Annotated in this window: 22 protein-coding genes; 4 read left to right on the top strand and 18 right to left on the bottom strand. The window is 63.1% G+C overall.

Translation table 11 applies throughout. From position 1 onward, the window contains the following. Nucleotides 1-47: 47 nt before the first annotated feature. The 5 genes from LB533_RS21570 to LB533_RS21550 all read right to left on the bottom strand — a co-directional run bounded on the left by LB533_RS21570 (nucleotide 48) and on the right by LB533_RS21550 (nucleotide 3,653). Entirely contained in the window at nucleotides 48-440 is a 393-nt protein-coding gene (locus LB533_RS21570; RefSeq protein ID WP_224678203.1) for a GFA family protein, read from the bottom strand. A gap of 80 nt (nucleotides 441-520) precedes the next feature. Next, entirely contained in the window at nucleotides 521-1,405 is an 885-nt protein-coding gene (locus LB533_RS21565; protein WP_224678202.1) for an aldose 1-epimerase family protein, read from the bottom strand. A gap of 204 nt (nucleotides 1,406-1,609) precedes the next feature. After that, nucleotides 1,610-2,326, bottom strand: a complete 717-nt coding sequence (locus LB533_RS21560; RefSeq protein WP_140638091.1) for a Bax inhibitor-1/YccA family protein — start codon at nucleotides 2,324-2,326, stop codon at nucleotides 1,610-1,612. Between the two features lie 23 nt (nucleotides 2,327-2,349). Next, nucleotides 2,350-3,123: an anti-sigma factor family protein gene (locus LB533_RS21555; RefSeq protein ID WP_224678201.1), complete on the bottom strand. Its 774-nt coding sequence runs from the start codon at nucleotides 3,121-3,123 to the stop codon at nucleotides 2,350-2,352. Continuing rightward, nucleotides 3,120-3,653, bottom strand: a complete 534-nt coding sequence (locus tag LB533_RS21550) for a sigma-70 family RNA polymerase sigma factor (protein WP_411908892.1) — start codon at nucleotides 3,651-3,653, stop codon at nucleotides 3,120-3,122. The genes LB533_RS21555 and LB533_RS21550 overlap by 4 nt, the downstream gene beginning before the upstream one ends. 194 nt (nucleotides 3,654-3,847) lie before the next feature. On the opposite strand from LB533_RS21550, the gene LB533_RS21545 reads away from it, so the two are divergent. Beyond that, nucleotides 3,848-5,032: an aromatic amino acid transaminase gene (locus LB533_RS21545; RefSeq protein ID WP_140638088.1), complete on the top strand. Its 1,185-nt coding sequence runs from the start codon at nucleotides 3,848-3,850 to the stop codon at nucleotides 5,030-5,032. Between the two features lie 89 nt (nucleotides 5,033-5,121). After that, nucleotides 5,122-5,946: a nucleoside triphosphate pyrophosphohydrolase gene (mazG, locus tag LB533_RS21540; protein WP_140638087.1), complete on the top strand. Its 825-nt coding sequence runs from the start codon at nucleotides 5,122-5,124 to the stop codon at nucleotides 5,944-5,946. 6 nt (nucleotides 5,947-5,952) lie between these two features. Here the strand turns inward: mazG and hflX are convergent, their stop codons facing one another. From hflX to dusB, 8 genes are all read right to left on the bottom strand, one after another. Beyond that, on the bottom strand, nucleotides 5,953-7,341 hold the full coding sequence (gene hflX / locus LB533_RS21535; RefSeq protein ID WP_224678200.1) for a GTPase HflX: 1,389 nt from the start codon (nucleotides 7,339-7,341) through the stop codon (nucleotides 5,953-5,955). Next, nucleotides 7,342-7,587, bottom strand: a complete 246-nt coding sequence (gene hfq / locus LB533_RS21530; RefSeq protein WP_006202172.1) for an RNA chaperone Hfq — start codon at nucleotides 7,585-7,587, stop codon at nucleotides 7,342-7,344. It lies immediately after the preceding gene. Between the two features lie 145 nt (nucleotides 7,588-7,732). Beyond that, nucleotides 7,733-8,596, bottom strand: coding sequence for a D-amino-acid transaminase (locus tag LB533_RS21525; RefSeq protein WP_140638084.1), 864 nt, complete (start codon nucleotides 8,594-8,596; stop codon nucleotides 7,733-7,735). 184 nt (nucleotides 8,597-8,780) lie between these two features. Beyond that, the gene (locus LB533_RS21520; protein WP_140498569.1) at nucleotides 8,781-10,142 is read right to left on the bottom strand and encodes a sigma-54-dependent transcriptional regulator; all 1,362 of its coding nucleotides are present in this window, start codon (nucleotides 10,140-10,142) and stop codon (nucleotides 8,781-8,783) included. Continuing rightward, complete coding sequence (locus tag LB533_RS21515) at nucleotides 10,132-12,417, bottom strand: sensor histidine kinase NtrY-like (RefSeq protein WP_181169254.1); 2,286 nt, start codon at nucleotides 12,415-12,417, stop codon at nucleotides 10,132-10,134. Before LB533_RS21515 ends, LB533_RS21520 begins: the two co-directional genes overlap by 11 nt. Before the next feature lie 129 nt (nucleotides 12,418-12,546). Next, nucleotides 12,547-14,007, bottom strand: a complete 1,461-nt coding sequence (gene ntrC, locus LB533_RS21510; protein ID WP_140515418.1) for a nitrogen regulation protein NR(I) — start codon at nucleotides 14,005-14,007, stop codon at nucleotides 12,547-12,549. Continuing rightward, on the bottom strand, nucleotides 14,004-15,146 hold the full coding sequence (locus tag LB533_RS21505; RefSeq protein WP_140548581.1) for a two-component system sensor histidine kinase NtrB: 1,143 nt from the start codon (nucleotides 15,144-15,146) through the stop codon (nucleotides 14,004-14,006). Before LB533_RS21505 ends, ntrC begins: the two co-directional genes overlap by 4 nt. After that, a complete protein-coding gene (dusB, locus tag LB533_RS21500; RefSeq protein WP_140638083.1) occupies nucleotides 15,143-16,165 on the bottom strand; it encodes a tRNA dihydrouridine synthase DusB in 1,023 nt (340 codons plus the stop codon). The genes LB533_RS21505 and dusB overlap by 4 nt, the downstream gene beginning before the upstream one ends. 238 nt (nucleotides 16,166-16,403) lie before the next feature. Between dusB and LB533_RS21495 the strand changes: the two genes are divergently transcribed. Together LB533_RS21495 and LB533_RS21490 are read left to right on the top strand one after the other, a co-directional pair. Continuing rightward, nucleotides 16,404-17,633: a bifunctional 2-C-methyl-D-erythritol 4-phosphate cytidylyltransferase/2-C-methyl-D-erythritol 2,4-cyclodiphosphate synthase gene (locus LB533_RS21495; protein ID WP_140638082.1), complete on the top strand. Its 1,230-nt coding sequence runs from the start codon at nucleotides 16,404-16,406 to the stop codon at nucleotides 17,631-17,633. Then, nucleotides 17,630-18,136 (top strand): CinA family protein, encoded by a 507-nt coding sequence (locus LB533_RS21490; RefSeq protein WP_140638081.1) that lies wholly within the window; start codon nucleotides 17,630-17,632, stop codon nucleotides 18,134-18,136. Before LB533_RS21495 ends, LB533_RS21490 begins: the two co-directional genes overlap by 4 nt. On the opposite strand, the gene LB533_RS21485 is transcribed toward LB533_RS21490, so the two are convergent. The 5 genes from LB533_RS21485 to LB533_RS21465 all read right to left on the bottom strand — a co-directional run bounded on the left by LB533_RS21485 (nucleotide 18,115) and on the right by LB533_RS21465 (nucleotide 22,237). Beyond that, a complete protein-coding gene (locus LB533_RS21485) occupies nucleotides 18,115-18,570 on the bottom strand; it encodes a type II toxin-antitoxin system RatA family toxin (protein ID WP_140638080.1) in 456 nt (151 codons plus the stop codon). The two genes, LB533_RS21490 and LB533_RS21485, sit on opposite strands and share 22 nt — an antisense overlap. A 114-nt stretch (nucleotides 18,571-18,684) precedes the next feature. Beyond that, nucleotides 18,685-19,650: a lipoyl synthase gene (gene lipA / locus LB533_RS21480; RefSeq protein WP_140638316.1), complete on the bottom strand. Its 966-nt coding sequence runs from the start codon at nucleotides 19,648-19,650 to the stop codon at nucleotides 18,685-18,687. A gap of 133 nt (nucleotides 19,651-19,783) precedes the next feature. Then, nucleotides 19,784-20,041 carry a GlsB/YeaQ/YmgE family stress response membrane protein gene (locus LB533_RS21475; RefSeq protein ID WP_140498561.1) on the bottom strand — a complete coding sequence of 86 codons (258 nt, stop codon included), beginning with the start codon at nucleotides 20,039-20,041 and terminating at the stop codon, nucleotides 19,784-19,786. A 99-nt stretch (nucleotides 20,042-20,140) separates the two neighbouring features. Next, entirely contained in the window at nucleotides 20,141-21,586 is a 1,446-nt protein-coding gene (gene lpdA / locus LB533_RS21470; RefSeq protein ID WP_140638079.1) for a dihydrolipoyl dehydrogenase, read from the bottom strand. A 15-nt stretch (nucleotides 21,587-21,601) separates the two neighbouring features. Beyond that, nucleotides 21,602-22,237 carry an SGNH/GDSL hydrolase family protein gene (locus LB533_RS21465; protein ID WP_224678199.1) on the bottom strand — a complete coding sequence of 212 codons (636 nt, stop codon included), beginning with the start codon at nucleotides 22,235-22,237 and terminating at the stop codon, nucleotides 21,602-21,604. Nucleotides 22,238-22,442: the final 205 nt, after the last annotated feature.

The following is a 22,442-nucleotide window of genomic DNA, read 5'->3' as shown; positions in this document are numbered from 1 at the left end:
GCGCCGCCGGTCCCCTCGTCACGGCGCCTTCCCGCCGTTCGTGCCGCCTACTCCTCGAAGCGGCCCGTGGCGTCACGATCGCGCTCATATCGTCTCGTGAGCGGAAACGGCGGCAGCCAGGATTCGCGACGGATGATCCAGCTTTCGTAGGTCGGCGCCAGTTGGTCAGGAGCATCCAGGGATCCCAGGTTCACTTCGATTTCGTCGGCGGTGCGGCCGAAAATGGTCGAGCCGCAGCGCGGACAGAAAAACCGCCCGGCATAGTCGCGTGTTTCGCCATCGATCGTGACCGCCTCCCGAGGGAAAATCGCGGAAGCGTGAAAAAGAGCCCCATGATGCTTGCGGCAGTCGAGGCAGTGACAAAGGCCAACCCGGTACGGGCGTCCGGTCGCCACAATTCGGACGTTGCCACACAGGCAACCGCCAGTGAATCGGTCCATGCTGCATTCCTCCAAAACAAGCGGTCTGGATGTTTACGACCAACTCCACCGTCCATGAACGTGGTGCGCCAGCCCTTCAGCTAATGCGTCCGCGGTTGAAGTTCGATCCGATAGCCGAGCACGCGCCTTCCGGCCGGTTCGATCAGCATCACTCCCGGCTTGTCGACGAATTCGCCATCGAAATCCACCGGGCTGGCGAGGCCGTACCAAGGCTCGATGCAGAGGAACGGCGCGCCGCCGGGCTTGGACCAGACGCCCAATTCCCGAAATCCGTGCCAATGCATCTCGATCGCCGGACCGCGATCGGCTCCATAGCGCACGGCGGTGCTGGCAGGCTGGTCCAGGATCACGGCATCCTCGTCGAACAGGCGATCCGCCAACGCGAGAACGTTGCCCTCAAGGGGCGTCGGCTGCCGCGCCGTCAGCAGCAGCCCGTCCTTGAGACGGCGGATCGACGCAGGCTCGGGCTGTGCAAAGGTCAGGCGGTAAGCCTCCTTGGGCAGGTCCGGCAGCAGCGGCCAGTTGAACGCCGGGTGAGCTCCGATCGACGCCGGCAGCGTCTCATCACCGGTGTTGGTGATCTCGAAGGTCACATCGAGCCGCCGGCGGTCGAGGGTGTAGGTTACCGCCAGACGGAAGGCGAAGGGATAGTGCGTTCGGGTCTCCGCGTCGTCGGTGAGCACCAGCATGCAGGACCGAGAACCCCTCTCCGCCCAGGCAAATGACTTATCGCGGGCGAAGCCGTGCTGCGTCATCGGATAGGTCCGGCCCCCGTGGCGCAGTTGATCGCCCTTCAATCTGCCGACGATCGGGAACAAGACCGGCGCGTGACGGCGCCAGGCCGGTCCGGCCTGCCACACAAGTTCCAGCCCATTCGCATCCAGCAGCGAGACCAGTTCGGCCCCCTGCCCGACTATAACGGCCGAGATGCCGTCGCCATGAAGTGTCTGGCTGTCCTGTGCCATATGTTCTCGCGGTTTGTCTTTGCTTGGCCGGCAGGCTAGCAAATGGCCAGGCGTGAACTCAAGGCGGCGGTTTGCATTGCTTTCACATAGTCACGATGAACGTGCGATGGCACAAGCGGGCCAGGCGCCGTCTCAAATGAAGAGTGGCCGGAGATTTCCCTCCGGCCACGGCAAGATGCAAGATGTTGCCTGCTACGGTTCGGACTATTCCCGCTCGCCGGTGAAGTTCAGCAACAGCTGGAAGATGTTGACGAAGTTGAGGTAGAGCGAGAAGGCGCCGAAAACGGCCAGCTTCTGCCGCGACTCCGCGTCGAAGTTCTCCGCATACTGTTCCTTGATCGACTGCGTGTCCCAGGCAGTCAGGCCGATGAACACGGCGATGCCGATCACCGAGATGGCGAACTGCAAAGCGGTCGAGCCGAGGAAGATGTTGACGATGCTGGCAATCACCACGCCGATCAGGCCCATGATCAGGAAGGACGAGAACTGGGTCAGGTCACGCCGGGTCGTGTAGCCGTAGAGGCTGGTGGCGCCGAACATGGTGGCGGCGATGAAGAAGGTGCGCGCGATGCTGGTTCCGGTGAAAACCAGGAAGACGGAAGCCAACGACAGACCCATGACCGCACAGAAGGCCCAGAACATCGCCTGCGCGCTTGCCGCCGACATCGTCTGCATCTTGAACGAGAACAGCAGGACGAAGGCGAGCGGCGCCAGCATCACCACCCATTTCAGCGGGCTGGAAAAGATTGGCACGTAGAGCGCGGGCGTCGACGACACCATGAAGGCGACGAGGCCGGTCACCACGAGCCCGAGGCCCATATAGTTGTAGACGCGCAGCATGTGCTGGCGCAGGCCCTCGTCGTAGAGGGCGCCGCTTTGGGCGCCGGTGCCGACGCGGTATCCCAGATTGGGCGTGTTCATTTGCATTCTCCTTTGTGAACGGATCAGTAAAGCGTTCTGGCAAGCGTCTCGGCGGCGCGGTCGAGGTCATGGACCTCGCCTTGCGCGACCACCGCATAGGCGACCTCGCCGATCTGGAAATAGGCCGAGGAAATATCGCCCGAGGGCGCGACCGTCGGCTTGACCACGTCGAAGGTTCCCGGCCGTATCGCGAACAGCGACACCAGGCCCATCTCCTTGGTCTCGACCGCCATCTCGACGCTGGGCCCAAAGCGCGACGGATAGACCTGCACGTCGCGGACCTTCCAGTCCTTGGGCAAGGATGGCATAACGATGGCCGTCGCCGCGCGGATTTCGCCGGCATTGTAGTTTGGCGCCTCGGCCTGCGAAGACATGCTTTCGCGCACAAGGGTCGTCCTGTGTGCGCGCACCGCCTCGTCGACATAGGCGGGCGGCTGCGGCGAGGCGACGACCCTGGTCACCGACATCGGCCCGACGATGCCGTTGGCCAGCCAGCCGGCGGCGACGAAAGCGGCCACCGCCGCGGCACGTTGCAAGACGCCGAAGATGCGGCCCCGGGCAAGCCCCCTCTCCAGGCGCCGCGCGGCATCGGTCGTCACCGGCCTCGCCATCCCCCCTGATCCGGCCAGCGCTACGCGCAGTTCGTCCCGCATCCTGAGATCCGACATTACACGCGCGGCCGCTTCCGGCCGGGCGGAGAGGAAGGCCTCGACTTCGATGCGGCGCGAGACATCGAGCTGATCGTCGACATAGGCGTCGAGATCGGCGTCCGTCACGGGGTCGATAGTTGCTGTCATGACGGGCCTCCGACAATCCTGAGGTGATTTTTCGCCTTCGCGGGAGCCCCCTCCTCCATCTCGCGAAGCGCGGCGCGCGCCCTGCCGATGCGCGACATCAGCGTTCCGAGCGGCACGCCGCTGGCATCGGCCGCCTGGCTGTAGGAAAGGCCCTCTATGGCAACGAGATGCAGGGCCGAGCGCTGTTCTTCGGGCAGGCTGAAAAAAGCATCGCGCACCTGGCCCAGGCGCACCGAATGCTCCTGCGGCGCTGGCGCGCTGGCGTCCGCAAGGTATCCAGCCTGTTCGAGGCGCGCTGCTTCCGAACGTCGCGAGCGCATGCGGTCTACGAACGTGTTATGAACGATGGACAGCAGCCAGGCGCGCAAATTTCCGCCCGAGCGGAAGGTGCCGCGCCGCTCATAGGCACGCACAAGAGCGTCATGCACGAGATCCTCTGCATCGGCACCGTCGCGCGTCAGCGAGCGCGCGTAACGCCTGAGCGAGCCGAGTTGTCCGACGATATCGAAGCGTGGCATCGACCGTTTCATGCCCTGTTTACGGAACATGTGGGGGTTTTAATCCCGGCCCTGCAGATTTTTTCGCGAAACGCCGCACATATGCAGCCGCGGACGTAGCTCGCGGCGATGCCAAGGCTATGCGATTCGGGGTGGCGCGAGTTAAAACCGCTGGTGCAAGGGGTTCGATTTGCGTATCACTCCGCCGCGCCAACGGAACCATGCAGATGTTTGAAAACCTTCAGTCGGCCGCCGCCGACAAGATCCTTGCCTTGATCGGCCTCTATCGCGCCGATCCTCGACCCGACAAGGTCGACCTTGGTGTCGGCGTCTACAAGGATCGCGACGGCAAGACGCCGGTCATGCGGGCCGTCCGCGAGGCGGAGAAGCGGCTGCTGCAGGGTCAGGACACCAAGACTTATCTCGGCCTCGCCGGCGACACCGGGTTCAATACCGTGATGGCCAGGCTCGCCTTCGGTCCGGGTGCAGACATGACGCGGATCCGTGCCGCGCAGGCGCCGGGCGGCTCCGGCGCGTTGCGGCTGGTGGCCGAGCTTTTGATGCGAACCCGCGCCGATGCGACGGTCTGGTTGTCCGATCCCACCTGGCCGAACCACATGCCGGTGATGCGCGCCGCCGGGCTGCAAATCCGTGAATACCCCTATTTCGACGCGACGTCGGGCGCCGTTCGCTTCGACGACATGCTGGCAGCACTGCGCACCGCAAAGAGCGGCGACGTGGTGCTGCTGCATGGCTGCTGCCACAACCCGACCGGCGCCAATCTGGACATCGCGCAGTGGGCCACTGTCACCGATCTCGTCGTCGAGCGCGGCCTGCTGCCGTTTGTCGACATTGCCTATCAGGGCTTTGGCGATGGCCTCGAGGCCGATGCCGCCGGACTGCGGCTGCTGGCCGAAAAGGTTCCGGAAATGGTCGTCGCGTCCAGCTGCTCGAAGAACTTCGCCGTCTACCGCGACCGTGTCGGCGCGGCGATGATCCTGGCCAGGGACAGCGCGCAGGCCGACGTGGCGCTGGGCCAGATGCTGTCGGCGGCTCGTGCCATGTATTCGATGCCGCCCGACCACGGCGCAGCGGCGGTGCGCATCGTGCTTGAGGACGCGGTCTTGCGCGCGGACTGGGAAGCCGAGCTCGAGGAGATGCGCCTGCGCATGCTCAGGCTTCGGGTGCAATTCGCCGAGGCGCTGCGCCGGCAGTCCAACTCCGACCGCTTCGATTTCGTCGCCAGCCATCGCGGCATGTTTTCCCGGCTTGGGCTCACGGAAGCGCAGGTCGAACGGCTGCGCGCGGAATATGGCGTCTACATGGTCGGCGACAGCCGTATCAATGTCGCCGGCCTGCCGGAAGACGGCATGGACAAGCTCGCCAAGGCGATCGTTTCCGTGCTCGACTGACCGGACTTGTTCGGCGCAACTGTGGACAAGCCCGCTTCGCCTGCCGACAGCATTGGCCGCGCCGCGGACCGCGCGATAGCATCCGCCGCATGAAGCCATCGAAAGACATTTCGCGCCTGATCGAGATCATGGCGGCGCTGCGTGCACCAAAGACCGGCTGCCCGTGGGATATCGAACAGGATTTCTCGACCATCGCGCCTTACACGATCGAGGAGGCCTATGAGGTGGCCGACGCCATCGCGCGCGGCGATCTGGACGATCTGCGCGACGAACTCGGCGATCTCCTTTTGCAGGTCGTGTACCACGCGCAGATGGCTGAGGAAGCCGGCGAGTTCGCTTTCGGAGACGTGGTCCAGGCCATCACCACGAAGATGATCCGCCGCCATCCACACGTCTTCGGGGACGAACAGGCCCGCAGCGCCGGCATGGCCAAAGGCATGTGGGAGAAGATCAAGGCACAAGAGAAGGCCGAGAAGCGTAGCGCCCGTCTCGCGCGCGGTCTCGACCCGGAAGACAACGGCAAGGGGTTTCTGGACAGCGTGCCGATCGCCCTGCCCGCATTGACGCGGGCATTGAAACTTCAGGAGAAGGCCGCCCGCGTCGGTTTCGACTGGAGCGAGGCAGCGCCCATCCTCGACAAGATCGAGGAAGAGATCGGCGAATTGCGCGAGGCGCTGGCCAAGGGCCAAACCGCGGAGATCAAGGATGAATTCGGCGACATGCTGTTTGCCGTCGTGAATCTCGGCCGTCACCTGAAGCTCGATTCGGAAGCAGCGCTCAGCGGCACCAACGAGAAATTCCGTTCGCGCTTCCACTATGTCGAGCAGGCCCTGGAGAAATCCGGCAGCTCGCTGGAAAAGGCTGATCTGGACGAAATGGAAGCGCTCTGGCAGAAAGCGAAGAGCGCGAAATAACTGGCGTTAGCCGTTATTCTTGCGACGCAATCTGCTTTCGATCTCTTCGCGGGCACTTTGCGTGGCCTTGAGGGAGATGGTGGCGCTGCCGTCGTCATTGTCGGTTCGCGAAACGACATCGCCATTGCGGTAAAGCCAGTCGACAAGGCCGAACTGCGCCGGCCCGATCGTCACCGTCAGATCTTCGAGTTCGCCGGACATGCGTGTCTCTATGATCGCGTTCAGCGCGTCGATGCCTTCGCCCGTGACCGCCGATATGGCGACGGGAGGCGCCTTGGCATCCGTACTCTCGGCAAGCAGCCGCGCGCGATTGCCTTCATCGAGCAGGTCGACCTTGTTCCAGACCTCGATGACCCGCTTGGTATCGCCGGCGTCGACGCCGAGGTCGGCCAGGATGCGCTCGACGTCCTCGGCCTGGGCGGATGTGTCAGGATCGGAAATGTCGCGCAAATGGATGACGAGATCCGCCTCGACCACTTCTTCGAGCGTGGCGCGGAAAGCCGCGATGAGATGCGTCGGCAGGTCCGAGATGAAGCCGACCGTATCCGAGAGGATGATCGGCGTGCCGTGCGGCAGCCGCACGCGGCGCAGCGTCGGATCGAGCGTGGCGAACAGCATGTCCTGCGCCAGCACCCCTGCCCCGGTCAACTTGTTGAACAGCGTCGATTTTCCGGCATTGGTGTAGCCGACGATGGCCACCACCGGAAACGGCACCTTCTTGCGCTTGGCACGATGCAGGTCGCGGGTGCGGCGCACCGTCTCCAACTCGTGCTTCAGCTTGACGATCTTGTCCTGCAGGACGCGCCGGTCCGATTCGATCTGGGTTTCGCCGGGGCCGCCGAGAAAGCCGGCACCGCCGCGCTGGCGTTCGAGGTGGGTCCAGCTGCGCACCAGCCGGCCCTTCTGGTAGTTGAGATGCGCAAGCTCGACCTGCAGCGTGCCTTCCTTGGTGCGGGCGCGCTCGCCGAAGATCTCGAGGATCAGCCCGGTGCGGTCCAGCACCTTGGCGTTGAATTCCTTCTCGAGGTTGCGCTGCTGCACCGGCGTCAGCGGATGATCGACGATGACCACCTCCGCGTGCCCCTCCTTGACGGTCTGCGCCAACTCCTCGACCTTGCCGCTGCCGAGCAAGGTCGCCGGACGTGGATCGTTGACGGTAACCACGGCCGTGTGGATCAGATCGAGATCGATGGCGCGGGCAAGGCCGACCGCTTCATCATGACGGGCCTCGGCCGAGCGCGTCAGCCGCGGACGGTTGGTGTCGTCCTCGCCGCGCGGCTGGCGGGTAAGCACCGGCACGATGACAACTGCCCGGGTCGGACCCTCAGCTTCCGTCCCCGGCAGATGTGCTGATTTTCCGCGAACGCTGCGATCCGGGTCCTTCTCACGTGCCAATCAGGCGCCCTGGCTTTCCTCGCCATCGAACATCTGAACCGGCTGGCTCGGCATGATCGTGGAAATGGCGTGCTTGTAGACGAGCTGGGAGTGGCCGTCGCGGCGCAGCAGGACGCAGAAATTGTCGAATGAAGTGACGACGCCGGTCAGCTTCACGCCGTTGATGAGAAAGATGGTGAGCGGGTTCTTGCTCTTGCGAACAGAGTTCAGGAACAGGTCCTGAAGGTTTTGCGATCGTTCCGCCATTGTTCTTGTCTTTCGCCGATCCCCTTCGGTTTGCAGGCCAATGCGCCAAATTGTCAGGCACATGTCAAGCGCACAAACACCGTCTTGTCGTCAGTAACGACAAGCAGAACGAGATATATTGATGTTCATTCCACCTGTGCGGTTATCAGGCTGGACTTTTTTCCGCAATGTCAAAAAAGGCTTGCCGCAACGAAAGTGTTATCGAGCCGGGGTGGCCGTTGGCGATCGGATCGCCGTCTATGGCCACGACCGGCATGGCGATCGTGGTCGCGGAACTGATGAAAGCCTCCCTCGCCGCCTTGGCCTCGGCGACGGAAAAGCCGCGTTCCTCGATCTTGAGTCCGAGCTTGGCCGCCACTTCAAACATGGTGGTGCGGGTTATTCCGCGCAGAATACCGTGCTCGGCGGGCCTGGTGACCAGAACGCCGTCCCTGGTGACGATCCAGGCATTCGACGACCCGCCTTCCTTGACGTTACCGTCCGTATCCACGAACCAGGCTTCCTGCGCGCCAGCTTCCTTGGCCTTCTGCTTGGCCAGTACATTGGGCAGCAGGCCGGTGCTCTTGATGTCGACGCGATCCCAGCGATTCTCGGGCACGGTGATGACGGCGATACCGGTCTCGGCCCGCTTGGTCCCAGCAGCGGGATCCATCTTCCTGGCGGTGATCACCAGCGACGGCTTGGTATCAGCCGAGGGGAAGGCGAAGTCGCGGCTGGCAACGCCGCGTGTGACCTGGACGTAAACAAGGCCGTTGACGACATGGTTGCGATTGACCACTTCACGCATGATGAGCGGCAGGACGCCTGGGGTGACGGGCCAGCCGATCGACAGCTCGCTCAGCGAACGGTTCAGCCGGGCAAGGTGACGCGGCATGTCCACGATGAAGCCGCGCGCCACTTCGCAGACCTCGTAAACGCCGTCGGCGAACTGGTAGCCACGGTCTTCGATATGCACAGCGGCATCGGCATGAGCGGTGTAGCGCCCGTTCACATAGGCAATACGCGGCATTTGTCACCTCGGGGGATCTGCTTCGGCTTGTTTAGGCGATTCCGCCTCAACAGTGATGGATAATCGCGTGGGCCACTGAAGCAATTCCAGAAAGCGTGTAACGGTTTTCCGGCCGGAACTGCTTGAGCAAGGTATTGAACCGGGCCGGCAATGCATCAAACGCCGAACCGCTCAAGATATCAGGTCAGACACCGAGCGACTTCAGCTTGCGGTGCAGCGCGGAACGCTCCATGCCGATGAACTCGGCCGTTTTCGAAATGTTGCCGCCGAACCGGTTGATCTGGGCGATCAGATAGTCCTTCTCGAATTGTTCGCGCGCCTCGCGCAGCGGCAGCGCCATGATGTGCTGGTCCGACTGGTTTGGCGTGCGCGGCATGACATCGCCGATTTCGGACGGCAACAGGTCGGCGGTGATCGGCGCATCGACATTGTCGCCGCGCGCCAGGATCATCAGCCGTTCGACATTGTTGCGCAATTGGCGAACATTGCCTGGCCAATTGTGCGCCTGCAGCACCGCCATGGCGTCATCGCCGATGCGGCGCGGCTTGATGCCGGCCTGACGGGCGATCTGCTTCATGAAATTGTCAACGAGATAAGGAATGTCCTCGCGCCGCTCGGCAAGTCCCGGCACCGTCACCGGTACCACCGCAAGGCGATGGTAAAGATCCTCGCGGAAACGGCCATCGGCGATCATCGCCTCCAGGTTCTGCGATGTCGAGGAGATGATGCGGACATCGACCTTGACCCGTTTGGTGCCGCCGACGCGCTCAAACTGCTGTTCGACCAGCACACGCAGGATCTTGTTCTGCGTCTCGCGCGGCATATCGGCCACCTCATCGATGTAGAGGATGCCGCGATGGGCTTCCTCCAGGGCGCCGACCTTGCGCTCGACGCCGTTCGATTCGGTGCCGAACAGTTCGATCTCCATGCGTTCGGGCGTGATGTTGGCGGCGCTCAGGGTCACGAAAGGTGCGCTCTTGCGCGCCGACAGCGTGTGGATGGCGCGCGCGGCCAGCTCCTTGCCAGATCCGGAGGGGCCAATGATCATGACGCGGCTGTTGGTCGGCGCGACGCGCTCGATGGTCTGGCGCAACTGGCTCATCGCCGACGACATGCCGATCAGGTCGAAGGTCTCCCCGCTGCGCAGCTTGAGATCGGAAACCTCGCGCCTCAGCTTGGAGGTTTCCAGCGCACGCTCGGCAATCAGAATCAGCCTGTCCGCCTTGAACGGCTTCTCGATGAAATCATAAGCGCCGCGTCTGATGGCGGAGACCGCGGTTTCGATGTTGCCATGGCCCGAAATCATCACCACCGGCAGGTTGGGGTGCATGGTCTTGATCTCGTCCAACAAAGCCAGGCCGTCCAGGCGCGAACCCTGCAACCAGATGTCGAGGAAAATCAGGCGCGGCGCTCGGTCAGCGATGGCCGCCAGAGCGGTGTCGGCATCGGATGCCGTGCGGGTTTCGTGACCTTCGTCGCTCAGTATGCCTGCGACGAGCTCACGGATGTCTTCCTCGTCATCGACGATCAGAATATCAGACGCCATTACCGACCTTTTCAGTTTCTCTTTCGTGTTCCGTCCTGCTTTCGCCGCGCGCTGGCGCCACGGCCGCAGGTGGCAGGATGATGCTGATCATCGCGCCGCGCCCGCCGTGGAAATCTGCAGGCGCATCGTGGAGCTCCAGCCTGCCGCCATGGTCCTCCACGATCTTCTTGACGATGGCGAGGCCAAGGCCCGTGCCCTTCTCACGCGTGGTCATGTAGGGCTCGAGCAGCCGTTGGCGATTCTCCCGCGGCAGGCCCTTGCCATTGTCGATGACGTCGATGCGAATCGCGCCATTTTGGCGTCCGGCTTGAATCCGGATTATGCCGTGCGAACCGTCCTTCTGTTCCAGCCCGTCGATCGCTTCGGCAGCGTTCTTGATCACGTTGCCGAAAGCCTGCGCCAACAGGCGGCTGTCGAAAGTACCCTTGAGCGGTTCGTTGCCGAATATGCGCTCGAACGTGATGTCGGAACGGCTCACTTCGACCAGGAAGGAGGCCTCGCGCAGCGATTCACGCAGGTCTATGGACTTCATCTCGGGCTTCGGCATGCGAGCGAAAGCGGAGAATTCGTCGACCATGCGACCAATATCCTCGACCTGCCGGATGATCGTGTCGGTGCACTGGTCGAACACCTCGCGGTCCTCGGTGATGACCTTGCCGTAGCGGCGCTTGATGCGCTCGGCTGAAAGCTGGATCGGCGTCAGGGGGTTTTTGATCTCATGGGCGATGCGGCGCGCCACATCGGCCCAGGCAGAGGAGCGCTGCGCCTGGACCAGATCGGTGATGTCGTCGACCGTCACGACGTAGGATTTCTCCTCGGTGCCGTTATTGCCGGCCTCGATGGTGATCTGCACGTTGAAAGTCCGCTCCGTGCCGGCGCGGAAAAACGTCACCTGCTCGCGATAGACGGGCTTGCCCGATTGGCGGCCGATCTCGAAGACGCGGCCGACATGCGGGAGAATGGCGGAAAGGTTCTGCCCGAGTGCCGCACTGGCCGAAATGGCCAGCATGGACTCGGCCGAGCGGTTCACGATGGTGACGATGCCATAGGGATCGACCCCGATGACGCCCGCGGTGACACCGGCCAGCACCGCTTCCGAAAAGCGCCGTCGTTCGTCGATCAGATCCTTGGCGGACAGGATCTCGTTGCGCTGCGATTTCAATTCCTGCAGCATCTTGTTGAAAGTATTGCCGAGCGAGGCAACGTCGCCGTCGGACGGCCGCACCGGCACGGCGACATCGAGATTGCCGGTCGCGACCTCGTCGGCAGCCCCGATGAGCTGACGAATCGGCCGCACCAGCCGGTCGGCCACGGCAATGCCGGTCCAGATTGCCGACAAGATGATAATCAAAGTCAACGACAGATAAGGCAAGGCGAAAGCCACCTGCGAAGTGCGCCTGTTGTCTTCGAGATTGCGATATTCGTCGGTATTCGATCTGACGATCTGGCGCGCCTTAATCACCTCGGGATCGACCAGCCGGATCGTGTAGAGGTAGAGTCCCTCGATCTCACGCAGCTTGACGATAGCGCCCATGATGTTGCGCGTGCGCGGCTCGATCAGAACCGGCTTGCCATCGGTGGCGCTGGCGACCGCTCCCTCCGGCGGTTCCGGCATGGCGAAGTCGGCGTCGGTCTTGGCGCTCATCACGAAGGAGCCGTCGGGCTTGATCAGCGCGGCATGTGCCAGCGAGCGGCCCACCGCTTCCTTGCTCATCAGATCGAGGAAGCCAGTCCGGTCGAGGCCGTAAAGCGTGCGCGACGCGTCGAGGTCATAGGCCATCGACAGCGTCGTGCCCTGCAGATTGCGCGCGTTTTCCTGCACATAGGCATCGGCGATGGACAGCGACGAATTGACGATCGTCTTGGTGCGAATCTCGAACCAGCGGTCGAGACCGATATCGAGCGTGATCGATGCGATGATGGCCACCATGATGGCGGGGATGGCGGCGACGAGCGCGAACATGGCCACGATGCGCACATGCAGCCGCGAGGCTGCCTTGCCATGCCGGCGCGCCATGACGATGCGATGCACCTCCCGGCCGATCAGTGCGATCAGCAACAGGACGAAGACGGCGTTGAGCGCGATGAGCGCCCAGGTTGTCCTGGCGTCGGGCGCAATCGGCGTCGCGCCGACCAGGATGGCGAACGAAATGGCCGCCATGACCAGCGCACCCACGACCGCCACCACGCCGGGCAGCGCCAACAGTCGGCGCCCGTCACGCGTGCCGGGGTCGTTGAAAAGCGGTTCGTTCGGTGTCGGAGCCTGCGAAGCCATGTCGCCGTCTAGAGCCAGTGATTGCGTCGGATCTATGCAACGCATTGTGGCGATTATGCAACAAGTGTGGCCTGGACGGAAATCTTTCGCGGCCAGTCCCCCGGAAAAGCGCTTCGGCTCGATCCCAGCTCAGGCCTGGCGTGACGATTTGTAGACGTTGACGCCGAGTTCGCGAATCTTCTTGCGCAGCGTGTTGCGGTTGAGCCCCAGCAGTTCCGCGGCTTTGATCTGGTTGCCGCGCGTCGCGGTCATCGAGGCCAGCACCAGCGGATACTCGACCTCCGAGAGAATGCGCTGGTAGAGGCCGGCAGGCGGCAATTCGCCGGCAAACGAGGTGAAATAGCGCTGCAGGAAATGCTCGACCGCCTGGCCGATGGACAGGTCGTCGGGAATGAGGTTGCCGCCGCCCGGCACCACGGGACGCTCGCCGGTCTTGAGTTCGGCCTCGATGATCTCGGCAGAAATCTCGTCCTGTGAATAGAGCGCGGCGAGCCTGCGGACCAGGTTTTCCAGTTCGCGCACATTGCCCGGCCAGGGATAGCGCTTCATCAATTCGATGCCGCCCGACGAGATACGCTTGGTCTGGAGACCTTCCATCTCGCCGAGCTTGAAGAAGTGCCGGACGAGGTCCGGCACGTCCTCGGAGCGCTCGCGCAGTGCCGGCAGCCTGAGGGGCACGACATTGAGGCGGTAGAAAAGATCCTCGCGGAAGAGCCCCTGGTTGATCAGCGTGCGCAAATCCTTGTTGGTGGCGGCGACGATGCGCACGTCGGTCTTGATCGGCGTGCGGCCGCCGACCGTCGTGTATTCGCCCTGCTGGAGGACGCGCAGCAGGCGCGTCTGCGCTTCCATCGGCATGTCGCCGATCTCGTCAAGGAACAGCGTGCCACCTTCAGCCTGTTCGAAACGGCCGGTTGAGCGATTCTGCGCGCCGGTGAAGGCGCCCTTCTCATGGCCGAACAGTTCCGATTCGATCAGGTCGCGCGGGATGGCCGCCATGTTGATGGCGACGAAAGGGCCGCCACGGCGGCGGCCATATTCGTGCAGCGCACGCGCCACCAGCTCCTTGCCGGTGCCCGACTCACCCGAAATCATCACCGTCAGGTCGGTCTGCATCATGCGCGCCAGCATGCGATAGATGTCCTGCATGGCGGCCGAGCGGCCGACCAGCGGCATGGTCTCGGGCTGCTCTTCCGGCCGCGCGTCGATCTTGGGGCGCCGCGGCTCCGACAGCGCCCGGTTGACGATGTTGAGGAGCTCGGTGAGGTCGAACGGCTTCGGCAGATATTCGTAGGCGCCGGTCTCGGAGGCACGGATCGCCGTCATGAACGTATTCTGGGCGCTCATGACGATGACGGGCAGCTCCGGCCGTGCTTTCTTGATGCGCGGCAGCATGTCGAAGGCGTTCTCATCCGGCATTACCACGTCGGTGATGACGAGATCGCCCTCGCCCGCCGCCACCCAGCGCCACAGCGTCGAGGCGTTGGAGGTCACGCGCACCTCATGGCCGACACGCGAAAGGGCCTGGTTGAGGACCGTACGGATCGCTGCATCGTCGTCGGCGACGAGAATATTGCCGCGAACGGTCATTTGCGGTCTCCTTCAGCGTCTTCATCGGCGCCCAGCGCCGTTTCCTTCCAGGCCGGCATCAGGATGCGGAACATCGTCGCGCGCGGCGTCGATTCGCATTCGATGATGCCGCCATGCTCACCAACGATCTTGGCAACCAGCGCGAGGCCCAGTCCCGAGCCGTTCGGCTTGGTGGTGATGAAGGGATCGAACAGGATCGGCAGGATATCCTCCGAGACGCCGGAACCGTTGTCGCGTACGCAGAACTCGAGCGGCAGCGACACGCGATCCTGGGTGCCAGGTACCGAAACACGAATGCCGGGCCTGAAAGCAGTCGACAGGACGATTTCGCCTTGCGGGTCGCCGCCGATCGCCTCGGCGGCATTCTTGACCAGGTTGAGGAACACCTGGATGAGCTGGTCGCGGTTGGCGAAAACCGGAGGCAATGAAGGATCATAATCCTCCAGTATCTTGATTTTTTTCGCAAAACCGTTCTTGGCGATCGCCTTCACATGGTCGAGTACGACATGGATGTTAACGGGGTAGCGGTCGATCGGCCGCTCGTCGGAAAACACCTCCATGCGATCGACCAGCGACACGATGCGGTCGGTCTCGTCGGTGATCAGCCGCGTCAGCGCGCGATCCTCGTCGGAAGCGGACAGTTCAAGCAGCTGGGCAGCGCCCCTGATGCCCGAGAGGGGGTTCTTGATCTCATGGGCGAGCATCGCAGCCAGACCGGTCACCGAGCGCGCCGCGCCGCGATGCGTCATCTGCCGGTCGATCTTGTCGGCCATCGACCGTTCCTGGAACATCACCACGACGGAACCTGGAAACTCCGGCACCGGGGCGACATAAAGATCGACCACCTTCTCGATGCCGAGACGCGGAGACGACACGTCGACGCGGTATTCGTTGACGGGGGCCCGGCGCTCGCGCACCTGGTCGACCAGCGTCAGCAACGGGCTGCCGAAGGGGATGAGCTTTGACAGCGTGTTACGGGCGAGCATCGTCGCGCTCGAGCGGAAGAAGTCTTCCGCATCGGCGTTGGCGAAGGTGATGAACCCCTCCGGGCTGATCATGATGACCGGACGGCGGATGGTGTTGAGCACGATCTGGGCGGCATCCGCCATTTCCGGGCTCTGGCCGACGGAGGCGTTCATGCGGCGCTCCGCAAGGGTGTTTGCTCGGCGGCCGAAAACACCTCGCGAAGCAAGGTAATCGTCCGCGCGGGATTGAACGACGTTAGAATGGCCTTGCGCTTTTCGTCGGCAACGGCGCCGGCATGGCGGTCCAGATACCAGCCGAGGTGCTTGCGCGCTTGGCGCAGGCCGCTCTCGACGCCGTAGAGCGCCAGCATGTCCTCGTAATGGGCAATGATGTAGTCGGCCAGTTCCGCAGCGCTTTCCGGTAGCCGGGCAAGCTCGCCTGCCGCCGCGACCGCGATGGTTCCGGCGGTCCAGGGCGCGCCGTAGTGGGCGCGGCCGACCATCACCGCATCGGCGCCGGACTGCTCCAGAACAGCGGCGGCTTGCGCAGGCGAAGACACATCGCCATTGGCGACGACCGGGATCGACACGGCAGCCTTTACGCGAGCTATGGCACGCCAATCAGCCTTGCCCTGGTAGAACTGGCAGCGCGTGCGGCCGTGCACCGTTACCATCTTGACGCCCGCCTGCTCGGCACGGCGCGCCAGGTCAGGCGCGTTGAGCGCCGTTTCGTCCCAGCCGAGCCGCATCTTCAGCGTCACCGGCACACCGACCGCGCCGACCACGGCGTCGACCAGCGACAGTGCATGATCGAGGTCCTGCATCAGTGCCGAACCGGCATAGCCGCCGGTCACCTTCTTGGCGGGGCAACCCATATTGATATCGATGATGTCGGCGCCCTCGCCGGCGGCGATGCGCGCGCCTTCGGCCATGTGTGCCGCCTCGCGGCCGGCAAGCTGCACCATATGGACGGGCAGGCCCGAATGACGTATGCGCAGGTCGCAGCCGGCCCTGCCTTTGGCGAGCTCGCCGCTTGCCACCATTTCGGACACGACCAGGCCGGCGCCATGCGCATGGGCGCGTCGCCGGAACGGCTCGTCGGTAATTCCCGACATCGGCGCGAGGAACACGCGATTGCGGATACTCACGCCGCCGACATCGAGAGGTGCGGCCAATTTGGTCAGGTCAAGCATGCACAAAAACCAAGCATGTTCATTTGCTGCACATTCTCTAGCCATATCGGCCGCAATGTGCAACGCGCAATGACGTCACATTACGGCGCAATTGGGAAATGCCGAGCTCGGCTGCAGTCCCGAGCAAAGCGCCGCGCCTTGCACGGACACGCAATGGACGTTTTAGGGCTTCATGTTGGCCTACGATCTCTCCGAAAACCGATTACACTTTTGGGGATCGTGCGCTAAGCCAATCGGCATGACTGACGGAAACGAAAATCAGGCTTTGGAGGCGAACGGCAAGGTCGCGGTGGTTATTGTTGCGGCCGGCCGTGGCGCGCGTGCCGGACAGGCCGATGGGCCGAAGCAATATCAGCAGATCGGCGGTCGCGCCGTCATCGCCCACGTCATCGATATTTTCCTGGCGCATCCGCGTATCGGCCCGCTCGTCGTGGCAATACACGCCGAGGATCACGAACTTTTTCGACATGCCGTCGGCGCACACTCCAATCGCGTCACGGCAATTGCGGGTGGCCCCACCAGGCAAGACTCGGTTCGACTCGGACTGCAGGCGTTGAGAAGCCACGCACCGGACAAGGTTCTCATCCACGACGCGGCGCGCCCCTTCGTCGACGCGGATCTGATCGACCGTACGATCGCGGCCATCGGCGAGCGCGAGGGCGCGCTCCCGGCGCTGCCCGTTGCCGACACGCTGAAACGCGAATCCGCCGCCGGGATGGTCGCCGAAACGGTTTCCCGGAGCGGGCTTCACGCGGCGCAAACGCCGCAGGGTTTCCCATTCCTGGCGATCATGGCCATGCATGAGGAAGCCTATAACAGCGGCAAAACCGACTTTACCGACGACGCCGCGATCGCCGAGTGGATGCAGATGCCGGTCAAACTTGTTCCCGGCTCGCCGGACAACGTCAAACTCACCTGGGCACGGGACATCGCCATGGCGGACCAACGACTTTCCAGCGAGCGCATGCGCTTTCCCGATATCAGAACCGGCAATGGCTACGACGTCCACGCGTTCGAGCCTGGCGACCACGTCACGCTATGCGGCATCGCCATCCCGCACGACAAGAAACTGTCCGGCCATTCCGATGCCGATGTCGGGCTCCATGCCCTTACCGATGCGCTGCTGGCGACCTGCGGCGCCGGCGATATCGGCACGCATTTCCCACCCTCCGACCCGCAATGGAAGGGCGCCGCCTCGCGGCTGTTCGTGGAACATGCGGCAAAGCTGGTGCGTGCGCGCGGCGGCCGCATCGCCAATGCCGACATCACGCTGATCTGCGAGGCGCCACGCGTCGGCCCGCATCGCGAGGCGATGACGGCTGCCCTGTCGCAGATGCTGGCCATCTCCGCCGACCGCATCTCCATCAAGGCGACAACCAACGAGAAACTCGGTTTCGTCGGCCGCGAGGAAGGCATTGCAGCGATCGCCACGGCGAGTGTGGTGTTTCCCGGCGAGGTGCCGGAATGAGCAACAGCGAGCTGGCAAACGCATTGCTGCAAGCCTGCCAGAAGCGCGGCATCATGCTTGCGACGGCGGAAAGCTGCACCGGCGGCATGATCATCGCCGCGCTGACCGACATCGCCGGCTCTTCCGCCGTGGTCGATCGCGGCTTCATCACCTATTCCAATGAAGCCAAGATGGACATGCTCGGGGTTTCCGCCGCCACGCTGGAGGCTCATGGCGCGGTTTCACGCGAGACAGCGATCGAAATGGCAACCGGCGCGCTGGCGCGCTCCCGCGCTGGGCTCAGCCTCGCCGTTACCGGCGTTGCCGGACCGGGCGGTGGCTCGCCGGAAAAGCCGGTCGGCCTGGTCTGGTTCGGGATTGGCCTAAGCGGCCGGCCGGTGACGGCCGAGCGGGTGCTGTTCGCCGATGAAGGCCGTGATTTCATTCGCCAGGAGACCGTCAGCCATGCACTCAAGCTGGGATTGCACGCGCTTGGGCATGCTCACGCCGGTTTTACACCGTAGATGACATCAGCACGCTTCTCGAATGCCTCGGAAAACATACGGAAAGCACGGTCGAACATCGTGCCCATCAGGGCGCCGAGGATGCGGCTCTTGAACTCGTAATCGATGAAGAAGCAGACGGCGCAGCCGCCGTCGGCAGGGTCGAATCGCCAGACATTGGTCAGATATTTGAACGGACCGTCGATGTATTTGACGTCGATCGCGCGCTCGTCGGGCTTCAGCAGCACCTGCGTCGTGAAGGTCTCGCGGATCGCCTTGTAGCCGATGCTCATATCGGCGACGAGGATGGTGCGCCCATCACGCTCCTTGCGCGAGCGCACCGTCAGCGCCTCGCAAAGCGGCAGGAATTGCGGATAAGCTTCGATGTCGGCGACCAGGGCAAACATCTGTTCCGGCGTGTGGGCAACGCGGCGGGTGGCTTCGAATTTCGGCATGAACCCAACTCTAAAGCGCGTCGCGTCGACACAGACTCATGCGACGCGCTTTGGAGTCTTTGTTCTCGTGCATGTCGTTCTCCCAAAACCCGAGGTCACTTTGGGCGACATGCATCAGAGCGATTTCTGGAGCTGCGCTTCGCGCGCGGCGCGCAGCCTGGCGAAGTCATCGCCGGCATGGTGCGAGGAGCGGGTCAGCGGGCTCGACGCCACCAGCAGGAAGCCCTTGGTCCGGCCGATCGTCTCGAAGGACTTGAACTCCTCCGGAGTGACGAAGCGGATCACCGGGTGGTGCTTTTTCGATGGCTGCAGATACTGGCCGATGGTCATGAAGTCGACATTGGCTGAACGCAGATCGTCCATCAGCTGCAGGATTTCGTTTCGCTCCTCACCCAGTCCAACCATGATGCCGGACTTGGTAAAGATCGAAGGGTCGAGCTCCTTGACCCGCTGCAAAAGCCTGATCGAATGGAAATAGCGGGCGCCTGGCCGGACCGTCAGGTAGTTCGACGGCACGGTTTCCAAATTGTGATTGAACACGTCCGGCTTGGCGGCCACGACGATCTCCAGGGCACCGTCCTTGCGCAGGAAATCAGGCGTCAGTATTTCGATTGTGGTCGAAGGCGTCGCCGCCCGGATCGCACGGATGACGTCGGCGAAATGCTGTGCACCGCCATCGGCGAGGTCATCGCGGTCGACAGAGGTGATGACAACGTGGCTGAGGCCCATCTGCTTGACAGCGTGGGCGACCCGTGCCGGCTCATCCGGGTCGAGCGCGGTCGGGATGCCGGTGGCGACATTGCAGAAGGCGCAGGCACGTGTGCAGATCTCGCCCATGATCATAAAGGTGGCGTGCTTCTTGTCCCAGCACTCGCCGATGTTCGGGCAGCCGGCCTCCTCGCACACCGTCACCAACTTATGCGATTTCACGATCTCGCGGGTTTCGGCATAGCCTTTGGACACAGGCGCCTTGACGCGGATCCAGTCAGGCTTGCGCAGCACGTCCTGGTCGGGCTTGTGCGCCTTCTCGGGATGGCGCAGCCGCGGCGCATTGGCGATCGTGTCGAGGACGGTGACCATCGGAACCCTGGTTTTTTTGCGATCGCCTCCGGCGATCGTCACTTACACGTCATCTAGGACTTTTCAGCACAAAGAAAAAGGCTGCGGCGGTACATGCCGCCACAACCGTTTCGCATGGCGGAAACGATACCGGCTAACGGCGCACCAGACGCCCGGCCCAGATCAGCAGGCAAGCGCCGATGAAACCGGTGATCAGGTAGGCGGTCCAGCCGACGCCAAACACGCCGATGTTCAAGGCACGCAGGATCGCGTTCAGCACCACTGCGCCGGCAATGCCCAAGATGATGTTCATCAAGACGCCGGTATTGCTCTTCATGACCATTTCGGCAAACCAGCCCGCCAGGCCGCCGATGATGATGGCTGCGATCCAGCCCACGCCATTCACGTCCATATGCCCTCTCCTTATTTGAGAAAAAACGCATCCGGAAACGAACTAACTTGCCGTCGAGCTCCAGCGGTTTTCGCATCTGAGTCTCGTGCGGCCAATCTATCATGCGTTCAACACACGGCCATAGGCGTCGAGCACGCTTTCCTTCATCATCTCCGACAGCGTCGGGTGCGGGAAGATCGTGTGCATCAGTTCTTCCTCGGTCGTCTCGAGGTTCATCGCCACGACAAAACCCTGGATCAGTTCGGTCACTTCGGCGCCCACCATGTGGGCGCCAAGCAGCTGGCCGGTCTTCTTGTCGAAAATGGTCTTGATGAAGCCCTGGTCCTCGCCGAGCGCGATGGCCTTGCCATTGGCGGCGAACTGGAAGCGGCCGACCCTGACATCCTTGCCCTCGGCCTTGGCTTTCGCTTCCGTCAGGCCGACCGAAGCGACCTGCGGATTGCAATAGGTGCAGCCAGGGATCTTCAGCTTGTCGATGGCGTGCACGCCGGGGAAATTGGCGATCTTCTCGACGCAGATGACGCCTTCATGCTCGGCCTTGTGGGCGAGCATCGGCGGGCCGGCGACATCGCCGATGGCATAGATGCCGGGCACATTGGTCTTGCCGTAGCCGTCGACGACGACGCAGCCGCGCTCCGTCTTTACGCCAAGCGTCTCCAGGCCGAGGCCCTCGATGTTGCCTTGCACGCCGACGGCCGAGATCATCCGGTCGGCCGTGATCTTCTCCACCTTGCCGTCCTTCATCTCGACATGCGCAGTGATCGAGTTGGCGCCTTTCTCGACCTTGGTCACCTTGGCTTCGAGGATGATCTTCATCCCCTGCTTCTCGAACTGCTTCTGGGCGAATTTCGACACCTCGGCGTCCTCTACAGGCATTACCGCCGGCAGCAGTTCGACGACGGTCACGTCGGCGCCCATGGTGCGGTAGAACGAGGCGAATTCGATGCCGATGGCGCCCGAACCCATCACCAGCAGCGACTTCGGCATTTCCTTGGGCACCATGGCCTCGAAATAGGTCCAGATCAGCTTGCCGTCCGGCTCGATGCCCGGCAGCGTGCGCGGCCGGGCGCCGGTCGCCAGTATGATGTGCTTGGCGGTGTAGGTGCCCTCGCCCTTGACGCCTTTCGGCACAGGCGGCTGCGGCTCCATCGGCTTCTTGGCCGTCTTGGAGACGACGATCTCGCCCGGTTTTGTCAGCTTGGCCTCGCCCCAGATGACGTCGACCTTGTTCTTCTTCATCAGGAAGGCGACGCCGCCATTGAGCCGCAGCGACACCTTGCGCGAGCGGTCGACGACGGCCGACGTGTCGACGCTGACCTTGCCGTCGAGCTTCAGTCCATAGTCCTTCAGATGATCCGAATAATGCATGATCTCGGCCGAACGCAGCAACGCCTTGGTCGGAATGCAGCCCCAGTTCAGGCAGATGCCGCCAAGATGCTCGCGCTCGACGATCGCCGTCTTGAAACCGAGCTGCGCGGAACGCACTGCCGTGACGTAGCCGCCGGGACCGGAGCCGATGATGATGACGTCGTAGTTCTCAGCCACGGTTTTCTCCTTCAATCACAATTCCAGCATGACGCGCACGAGCGGCGTCAACGCCTCGCCGATGTTTCGCGTATTTTCGGCATCGAGATGGACACCGTCGAGCGGCGTGGTCTGGGCCACCGTGCCGGCATCGAAGAAGCCGCAGCCAGCCTCATCGGCAAGCGCGGAATATTGCGGCGCAAGCTCTTTGGAGGCATCGTCGCCGCCGGCAAACATCGCCTTGAACTCGGCATCTTCGGTGCGACTGACGAGAGGCGGTGAAACGATCAGGATCTGCGGCGCCGGCCAGTCGAACGGATAGTCGTGGCCGCGCACGATGTCGATCAGGCGCTGGATGCCTTGTTTGGCCGCAACGGGATTGCCGTGGATCCAGGGCTTCATGTCGTTGGCGCCGAGCATGATGATGATGAGGTCGATCGGCGCATGCGTGGTCAGCACCGTCGGCAGCGTTCTTGCGCCATTGCGGTCGGCGCCTGCCAGGTGATCGTCGAACGCCGTTGTGCGGCCATTCAGCCCCTCGGCAATGACATGCACGCCGTCACCTAGTCCGGTCTGCAGCACGCTTGGCCAGCGATCCTCGAGCGCATGACGGCCACCGTCGGCATTGTAGCCCCAGGTCAGCGAGTCGCCGTAGCAAAGAACCGTCTTCATCCTGCTCAACCCGCCCCTGCGAGGGTGTATTCTTCCTCGGCATTGGTGACGACGGCGAATTCCTGCGCCTCCAAGCCGCCGGCGAAGAAGCCGGTGAAGAATTTCCGCACCGCCTTGTTCTTCCTACACCAGCATGCCCATCGGGTTCTCGATCAGCTTCTTGAAGGCGACCAGCAGTTCGGCGCCGAGTGCACCATCGACGGCG

Source organism: Mesorhizobium sp. BR1-1-13, from assembly GCF_020165515.1.
GTDB lineage: Bacteria > Pseudomonadota > Alphaproteobacteria > Rhizobiales > Rhizobiaceae > Mesorhizobium.
Note: the sequence above shows the minus strand (reverse complement) of the source record. Positions and strands in the feature narration are given on the sequence as shown.

Coding starts and splice junctions, on each gene's coding strand:
- hfq (WP_006202172.1), bottom strand. CDS start 7,587: ATGGCGGAACGATCGCAAAACCTTCAGGACCTGTTCCTGAACTCTGTT.
- LB533_RS21525 (WP_140638084.1), bottom strand. CDS start 8,596: ATGCCGCGTATTGCCTATGTGAACGGGCGCTACACCGCTCATGCCGAT.
- LB533_RS21515 (WP_181169254.1), bottom strand. CDS start 12,417: ATGGCTTCGCAGGCTCCGACACCGAACGAACCGCTTTTCAACGACCCC.
- LB533_RS21570 (WP_224678203.1), bottom strand. CDS start 440: ATGGACCGATTCACTGGCGGTTGCCTGTGTGGCAACGTCCGAATTGTG.
- LB533_RS21545 (WP_140638088.1), top strand. CDS start 3,848: ATGTTTGAAAACCTTCAGTCGGCCGCCGCCGACAAGATCCTTGCCTTG.
- LB533_RS21465 (WP_224678199.1), bottom strand. CDS start 22,237: ATGAAGACGGTTCTTTGCTACGGCGACTCGCTGACCTGGGGCTACAAT.
- LB533_RS21485 (WP_140638080.1), bottom strand. CDS start 18,570: ATGCCGAAATTCGAAGCCACCCGCCGCGTTGCCCACACGCCGGAACAG.
- LB533_RS21555 (WP_224678201.1), bottom strand. CDS start 3,123: ATGACAGCAACTATCGACCCCGTGACGGACGCCGATCTCGACGCCTAT.
- LB533_RS21505 (WP_140548581.1), bottom strand. CDS start 15,146: ATGAACGCCTCCGTCGGCCAGAGCCCGGAAATGGCGGATGCCGCCCAG.
- LB533_RS21490 (WP_140638081.1), top strand. CDS start 17,630: ATGAGCAACAGCGAGCTGGCAAACGCATTGCTGCAAGCCTGCCAGAAG.
- LB533_RS21560 (WP_140638091.1), bottom strand. CDS start 2,326: ATGAACACGCCCAATCTGGGATACCGCGTCGGCACCGGCGCCCAAAGC.
- mazG (WP_140638087.1), top strand. CDS start 5,122: ATGAAGCCATCGAAAGACATTTCGCGCCTGATCGAGATCATGGCGGCG.
- dusB (WP_140638083.1), bottom strand. CDS start 16,165: ATGCTTGACCTGACCAAATTGGCCGCACCTCTCGATGTCGGCGGCGTG.
- ntrC (WP_140515418.1), bottom strand. CDS start 14,007: ATGACCGTTCGCGGCAATATTCTCGTCGCCGACGACGATGCAGCGATC.
- LB533_RS21475 (WP_140498561.1), bottom strand. CDS start 20,041: ATGGACGTGAATGGCGTGGGCTGGATCGCAGCCATCATCATCGGCGGC.
- LB533_RS21550 (WP_411908892.1), bottom strand. CDS start 3,653: ATGAAACGGTCGATGCCACGCTTCGATATCGTCGGACAACTCGGCTCG.
- LB533_RS21565 (WP_224678202.1), bottom strand. CDS start 1,405: ATGGCACAGGACAGCCAGACACTTCATGGCGACGGCATCTCGGCCGTT.
- lipA (WP_140638316.1), bottom strand. CDS start 19,650: ATGGTCACCGTCCTCGACACGATCGCCAATGCGCCGCGGCTGCGCCAT.
- LB533_RS21520 (WP_140498569.1), bottom strand. CDS start 10,142: ATGGCGTCTGATATTCTGATCGTCGATGACGAGGAAGACATCCGTGAG.
- LB533_RS21495 (WP_140638082.1), top strand. CDS start 16,404: ATGACTGACGGAAACGAAAATCAGGCTTTGGAGGCGAACGGCAAGGTC.